Source organism: Neptunomonas qingdaonensis (assembly GCF_900113275.1).
Lineage (GTDB): Bacteria > Pseudomonadota > Gammaproteobacteria > Pseudomonadales > Balneatricaceae > Neptunomonas > Neptunomonas qingdaonensis.
Genome location: NZ_FOOU01000029.1, coordinates 1 through 7,319 on the forward strand (window position 1 = coordinate 1; position 7,319 = coordinate 7,319).

A 7,319-nucleotide genomic window follows, 5' to 3' on the forward strand; every position below is an offset into this window, starting at 1 on the left:
TATTGCCTTTAACGAAAGGTTTAACATATTGAGGTGGGATTAATCGAACGTCATGACCGTGCTCCATACAGAGGCGGCCTAACCAATGCGCACCACCACAGGCTTCAAATGCAATCAGACACGGCGGTAGTTGAGCGATAAAAGTTATGAGTTTTTGACGAGAAAGTTTCTTTTTACAGACTTGTTGATCGTGGGAGTCACAACCGATTAAATGAAAAGAAGACTTGCCTAAATCGATTCCAAGGACTTTGATATACATGAGATGGTTCTCCTTGTTGGTTTCGTCACCTTTCCAGCATAGCTGGTTAAAAGCGAGGGGAACCATCTCATTAAGCCCTGATTAATTCAGGGCTTTAGGTGTTGTCTAACCTGTTGTCTGAGGGGGCGTCTAAGACGTTGCTTATTTGCCTAAACGGCGGATAGCCTGCGGGGTAAAGTCGTTGTGTTTAAAGCGCTGTGTGAAATCAAAGCCTAAACCTTCTTCGTTGGTTAGGCTTCCTGCAAGATAGCGACCTGACTGCAGGTCATACAGCATTTCAGCGACTGTCCATGGAACATCGACATCGCGATACTGAAACTCATGCTCCTCACCTACACGCCAAAGTTCACCACGACCATCGTAGTGATCAACAATGGCTGCCTGCCAGCTATCTTCATCGATATAGAAAGTACGTTTTGCATAGATATGGCGAGCGCCTTCTTTCAACGTAGCTTCAACTTTCCATACACGGTGCAATTCGTAACGAGTCAGTTCAGGGTTTAGATGTCCGGCTTGCAAGATATCATCATATTTCAGGCCTCGGTCAGCCAGCTTGAAGCTGTTGTAAGGAATATAAAGTTCTTGCTTACCAACAAGGTTCCAGTTGTAACGGTCAGGTGCGCCATTAAACATATCCAGGTTATCAGTAGTGCGCTGTCCATCTGTTGCTGTACCTGGTGCGTCGTAGGCTATCTGCGGCGCTCGTCGAACACGACGTTGTCCGGCATTGTAGGTCCATGCCTGGCGTGGCTGAGTAATCTGATTCATGGTTTCATGAACCAGCAGCACATTACCGGTTAAACGCGCAGGCGCTTCTACTTTTTGTACGAAATAAAAGAGGATGTTGTCATCTTTTTTAGGATCATATGCGTCAGCAAGATAGGTCGGCCATGCCATTTTTTCATTGATTTTTACAGCAGTAAACGCGCCATTGGCTTGTACGGGAACCTGTACAAAAGTTCTCTCTAGCGAGCCGCCACGAAAACGTGTCATATGATTCCAGATTACTTCTAAGCCGTTTGCAGGAATCGGGAATGGAATAGCCTCAACCGAACCCGCAATACCGTTACCGTCTTCAATTAATGTTGAGTTGGTGGCGTTTTGTGCAATAGTTTCATACAACTTTTGTGGCAGAGCTGCTGAGCGATGTGTGGGATAAACATGCATCTTAAATGTATCCGCGTACTTTGCCAGCATGGCGAGTTGCCCGGGAGATAGCTGTGCTTTGTATTGATCAGCATTTTGAGCGGTGATAGTAAACAGCGGTTTCTCGTTAGCATAGGGGTTGGTATATCTGTCTGCTGAAGAGCTTAATCCTCCCGTCCAGGCAGGAATAGTTCCTGCAGCGTTACCTGCTTTTTCTGCACCAATCGGGGTCAAATCCTGCCCTAAGCGGGCCGCTTCCTGTGCGGACACGCCTGCCTGTACTATGCCGCTGATCGAGAGAGCCAGTGCTGATGTGATCAGCAGTGTTTTTGGGTACGATGTCATTTGATTACTCCATATTCACGCTGATTTATTAAAAAGAGATGGAAGTGCTAAGCGAGATAAAATCGCGGTCTGCTAATTCGTTGTAATCACCGCCAAAGAAGTTAGTGTAAGCGATCTGGGCACTGTAACGCTCCAGATAGTCGGCTTGTAAGCTCAGATTGATGGATTTTTGCCCTTCATTAAATGCTGCGCCAGGTTGCGGGCCATAACCACTAAGACCGTGTTTAAAGCTCACCTGAGGAGTCAGGCTGACACCTGAGAATGCATTCGGGTAACTTAAAGCTGCCCGCGCAACATAGCCGAATGAATCTTGTGTGACAAAGCCATCATCGTCACTCGGACTGTAGCCAAACACGCCACTACGGCCATACTTTAGAGCGGAAGCGCTTTCGTCAAAGTCATGAATATGTGTCCAACCTAGTTCGCCAATGAGTGCCAGGCGGCTAGCACCCATGACGTTGTTGACTGTTTTAATAAGGGTTGTTTGTGCTTGGGTAACATTAAAAGCCGTATACCCTTGGATATCAGTGCCTAACCCGGCAGCACCAATTGGCACAACACTTCCATTAGCAGGGTTGCCTGCTTGAGTGCCCAGGGTCAGCATGGATGCTACCAACATAGGGCCATTTAGCTGAATAGGCATGTCGCGTTTATGGCTGATTTCACCGGACCATGCTAGCTCACCAATATTGGTGTTCCAGCTTACACCCAACATTTTTATATCTTCTGGATATTCAACAAAATATTCTGATGCGAAGGGGTTAGTTGGGTCGGGCGTTTTGACGCCGCTAATAATGGGTAACCGGCTATGGTACTTAGCAAAGAATACCCCGAATTCAGTGTTATTCAGGTCTTCGGCTAAATAGCGTACAGCCAAGCCGAACTGTCCTGAATCGTTTGCGTCACGCTTACCATCGGCATTGCGGTTTACAACGTTTGCAGGGAGGAAGTTGTAATAAGTGCTGTCGGCAACACCATTGAGTGCTCCTGCATCTACACGAATACCATTGCAGCCTTCTGCGGCGAAATCGTTTGCTGAAAAGTAAGTTCCGCAGCCATCTTCAACAGTGGGCTCCCAACTAATTTGATAAAAAGCTTCCAGGCTCAAGTTGTCGGTCACACCTAAGGATGCAAATGCCATGTTAACAGGCAATAAACCTTCTTTTATTTCAGATCCTGGACGGCGGAATGCGCTCACATCAAATGGGTTAATGACATTAATGCCGCCTTGAATAAAGGTGCTTTCACCCCAGTTAACTACTTGTCGCCCCAGGCGTACATCAAGTGGCATGTCGCCTAAATCGAAGTATCCGTAGACATAGGCATCTAAAATCTCAGCCCCAGAAAATTTAGCAAAGTCATTAAAACTATCATCGTTAAGCTGGTCATTTGCAACATAGCCATTTGCAGTATGACCGTGGAGGCGTGCGCCATCTTTTAACTCGAAGTCAGACCAGTACTTTCCCCGTACAAAAGCCCCCACATTTTCGTAGCTCAAAGTGAGCTCATGTGTGCCTTTAAACACTTTGGAGAAGGTTTCTCCTTTTTTAAAGTTTTGAGTGCCGTCGTCAAAACTACCTGAACCTAAACCTGTACCGCCGTTCGGCTCAGCTATCAGGCTTGGATCTGCATCCTTTACTCTCCAACTGGCTCCTAAGGATAACTGGGAGTCAAAACGACCTTCGACTTCACCGAGTTGGAACTCAACAGCATAAGCCTGACCTGCAAGGGTGGCTGCGAATAAAGCGGGTAGTATTTTTCGATTGAATAGTCGGGGGTGCAGCAGAGGGCTATTCGTCGCTCTGATGGTATTTATTGGCATTTCGATCACCTTGCATTGTTATTTTTTTAGCAGCGGCTTATATATACTAAGTCTCATATATCAGTATGGATGCATTATTTGTAAATGCGAGTACTAATAAGTTATTAGCGATAGCTGTTTTTAACATCTTTTAACTTATAGAGCTTCTTGTTGAACTCCTTGTTAAGTCAGGCAGCACTTTGACAAGTGTTGCTTCTATTAGAATCATCTACACTGTAAGCCGTTACAACAATAACAATTCACGCCAGATTGACTGACAAAAGAAGGCATGACTTAAAGTGACAGTGCTTCTAAACTCTAAAAACAGTGACAAAAACGATAATAATAAACGACAGAATATTCATGGGGGGATCATGGAGCGTAAAATTACGGTGCCTAATGGTTATGTAAAACATCTGCTCAAGCATGCTGAATCGCAGGGTTATCAGGTCAGTAGCTTGCTGGAACATGTGGGTATCAGTAGTGATGAGATTGAAGACCAGACGGAGTTTCCCGCACAGAAATTCTGGCAGTTATATCAGCGCATTATCTGGATAACGCAAGATGAGTCGTTTGGCATGATCAGTGGCGGAAAAGTGCCTAACGGAACCTTCAGAATGATGTGTCATGCTATTTTGCATTGTCAAACATTGGAGCGTGTTATGTGGCGCTGCAGTGATTTTTATGAAATCTGTAGAGGTTCGCGGATTAAGCCGGTGCTCCTGCGTCGAGGTCGATATGCCAAAATATCTTTTGCGCCGACTCAGGAACTGAATGATAAAGAATTTCAGACGCTTCTGGAAAATGAACCACCGCACAGTATTCGCACCTCATTATCAGTATGGCAGCATTTTACGAGCTGGTTGATTGGTACGCGGCTTGAAATAAAAGCAGCTTATTTTACCTTTCCTGAACCAGAGGATGCTGATTACTATCGTACGCTTTTTCGTTCAGAGATCAGGTTTAATCAGCATGATAATGCGCTGGTCTTTCCCGCTCGTTTTTTGGACTATCCGGTCATACAAACGGAAGAAACGTTAAAGGGATTCCTGAAAACAGCACCTTTTCAGCTGCATGTGATGGTCGATGATGATAAGAGCCTGAAGTCCCAGGTGATTGCCATGATTGGTAAAGATTTTAGCCGTGACTTGCCCGGTGCCGATGAAGTGGCACGGGTGTTACATATGTCGGTTTCTACGTTGCGCCGTCGTTTGTTGGATGAGGGGACCTCTTATCAGGTCATTAAAGATGATTGCCGCAAAGCAGCGGCTATGAATTATATGAACTCACCACAACTTTCGATTAATGATGTGGCAGGCCTGATGGGGTTCGATGAACCGTCTGCTTTTTTCAGATCATTTAAAAAATGGACAGGGATGACACCGGGTGAATATCGTCGTAGTGAAGACTATTGTCATCAATTTGAAAAATAACTGGAGGTTATTTGGTGATGGCATATAACGACTTTGTATAAATTAGCCAGCGTTGTTATCTGCTGTTGATCTATTTTGTCAAAGTAATCGGCTGTAATTGTCATTGTTGATTTTTAGCCAGTGAGTGATCATTTCTGTATCAAAAAAATAATACTGATCCTGTTAGCCAGGCAGGGTCGCAGGAGCGATCAGCATGAGCGAGTACCATTTTCCCCGTAGAGATGCACAATTTGTATTAAATCATGTTGTGGATTTTTCTCGTATTTGTAACAGCCTTAAGCAAGATGAATTAGACAGCGGGCTCATTGATGCCATCCTCGATGAGGCAGCCAGGTTTGCGCATCAGGTATTGGCACCGCTTAATCAGGTCGGAGATCAGCAAGGCGCAACCATCACTCAGTCGGGGGTGCAGGAAACGCCTGGCTTTAAAGATGCCTATCAACAATTTACTGAGGGCGGTTGGTCATCGTTAGCCGGGGAGCCTGAATTTGGCGGGCAGGGGCTACCACGCACGTTATCCACAGTCGTTATGGAAATTTGGCAGTCGGCGAATATGTCCTTTTCACTTTGCTCTTTACTCACTCAAGGAGCAATCGAAGCAGTGACTGTGCATGCATCCGACGAGCTTAAATCGATATTTCTGCAGAAAATGGTGAGTGGTGAGTGGACCGCGACGATGAATCTGACAGAGCCCGATGCGGGTTCTGATCTGGCAGCTATTCAAACCAAAGCAATGTCTGAAGCAGATCATTATCGTATTAGCGGGCAGAAGATTTTTATTACCTGGGGTGATCATCAGATGACCGATAATATCGTGCACCTGGTATTGGCTCGGTTACCCGATGCGCCTGAGGGTGTGCGTGGTATATCTCTGTTTATTGTGCCCAAATTTATCGTTAATACTGATGGCTCGCCAGGTAGGCGGAACGATGCCAAGGCGGTGTCTATTGAGCATAAACTGGGTATTCACGGCAGCCCGACCTGCACGATGAGTTACGGTGAGCACGAAGGGGCTATTGGTTATTTGGTGGGAGAGCCTCATACGGGCTTAGCTTGCATGTTCACGATGATGAATGATGCCCGCCAGGGTGTCGGGTTGCAGGGGGTGGCGATTTCAGAGAGAGCTTATCAGCACGCATTAAGCTATGCCAAAGAACGAATTCAGGGTGTGATGAGAGATGGTAGCAGGGTAGCTATTGTTCATCATCCGGATGTGCGACGCATGTTAATGTTAATGAAGTCAGGAACGGAGGCGATGCGTGCATTGGCCTACGTGGCGGCGTCCGAATCCGATAAGTTGACAGCGGCGTCTGAGCGGAATAAGCCGCTTCATCAGGCTCGTCTGGATCTGTATACACCGGTTGTAAAAGGGTGGATGACAGAGTTGGCGCAGGAGTTGACTTCGTTGGGTGTACAGATCCAAGGTGGGATGGGGTATATCGAGGAGACTGGGGCTGCTCAGTTTTTCCGGGATGCGCGTATTCTTCCTATCTATGAAGGAACGACCGGAATTCAGGGGCTGGATCTGGTCGGGCGTAAAATTCTGATGAATAAAGGCGAGTCGGTCAATGCTCTGTTGAATGAAATAGCTGATGAGTTTAAAACCCTCAGAGTAAGTGAAGAATTAGCGTCGGTATTAAAAACAGCTATTGATACTGAACAGCAAGTGCGTGATGGGGTAGACTGGCTGTTGAATCATAAAGATGAAGCCTCTGCTGTTGGGGTGAATTTGATGATGTCGCTCGGATATTTGTGTGGTGCCTGGTTAATGCTGCGCAGTGCCGCAAAGGCATTGGCGCTTAGCGTTGATGAGAGCGAGGATCATGAATTCTTGACCGCTAAGCAAGTGAGTGCGCGTTTTTATGGCGAGCATTTTTTGCCGCGTGTAGCGATGCATCTGCAAACAATGAAAACAGGAAGTGCTGCCATCATGGCACTTGATGTAGAACAGTTCTGAGGAGAATATGAAGATGTCAGAACGCGAATCAATGGAGTTTGATGTCGTCATCGTAGGTGCCGGGCCAGCGGGATTATCCGCTGCGTGCCGCTTTATGCAGATGGCCAATGAACAAGAACAGGAATTAACCGTCTGTGTGGTCGAAAAAGGCTCTGAGGTCGGTGCACATATCCTCTCGGGAGCGGTGATCGAATCCCGCGCACTGGATGAGCTTTTCCCGAACTGGAAAGAACTCGGTGCGCCCCTGAATACACCCGTCACAGACGATGAGCTGTACCTGCTGAAAAACAACGAGAAAGCCACTAAGCTACCCAACGCCTTCATCCCCAAAACCATGCACAATCATGGCAACTATATTGTCAGTCTGGCTAATCTGAC

General features: G+C 46.5%; 5 protein-coding genes and 1 pseudogene. 3 read left to right on the forward strand and 3 right to left on the reverse strand.

The features are described 5' to 3' along the window. The 3 genes and pseudogenes from BM099_RS20160 to BM099_RS20170 form a co-directional block, all read right to left on the reverse strand. Positions 1 to 259, reverse strand: a pseudogene (locus tag BM099_RS20160) (hypothetical protein); the annotation flags it as partial. Between the two features lie 141 nt (positions 260 to 400). Continuing rightward, positions 401 to 1,750 (reverse strand): DUF1329 domain-containing protein, encoded by a 1,350-nt coding sequence (locus BM099_RS20165; RefSeq protein WP_090731096.1) that lies wholly within the window; start codon positions 1,748 to 1,750, stop codon positions 401 to 403. 28 nt (positions 1,751 to 1,778) lie between these two features. Further along, positions 1,779 to 3,572: a DUF1302 domain-containing protein gene (locus tag BM099_RS20170; protein WP_090731098.1), complete on the reverse strand. Its 1,794-nt coding sequence runs from the start codon at positions 3,570 to 3,572 to the stop codon at positions 1,779 to 1,781. 353 nt (positions 3,573 to 3,925) lie between these two features. Here BM099_RS20170 and BM099_RS20175 point away from each other — a divergent pair, with 353 nt between their 5' ends. The 3 genes from BM099_RS20175 to BM099_RS20185 form a co-directional block, all read left to right on the forward strand. After that, entirely contained in the window at positions 3,926 to 4,984 is a 1,059-nt protein-coding gene (locus tag BM099_RS20175) for an AraC family transcriptional regulator (RefSeq protein WP_090731100.1), read from the forward strand. A 193-nt stretch (positions 4,985 to 5,177) separates the two neighbouring features. Beyond that, entirely contained in the window at positions 5,178 to 6,941 is a 1,764-nt protein-coding gene (locus tag BM099_RS20180) for an acyl-CoA dehydrogenase family protein (RefSeq protein ID WP_090731101.1), read from the forward strand. Between the two features lie 13 nt (positions 6,942 to 6,954). Then, on the forward strand, positions 6,955 to 7,319 hold a 365-nt coding region (locus tag BM099_RS20185), incomplete at its 3' end, for an NAD(P)/FAD-dependent oxidoreductase (protein ID WP_143083816.1).

Excerpts from the sequence above, each read along its gene's own strand:
- BM099_RS20165 (WP_090731096.1), bottom strand. The coding sequence starts at position 1,750 with ATGACATCGTACCCAAAAACACTGCTGATCACATCAGCACTGGCTCTC.
- BM099_RS20170 (WP_090731098.1), bottom strand. The coding sequence starts at position 3,572 with ATGCCAATAAATACCATCAGAGCGACGAATAGCCCTCTGCTGCACCCC.
- BM099_RS20175 (WP_090731100.1), top strand. The coding sequence starts at position 3,926 with ATGGAGCGTAAAATTACGGTGCCTAATGGTTATGTAAAACATCTGCTC.
- BM099_RS20180 (WP_090731101.1), top strand. The coding sequence starts at position 5,178 with ATGAGCGAGTACCATTTTCCCCGTAGAGATGCACAATTTGTATTAAAT.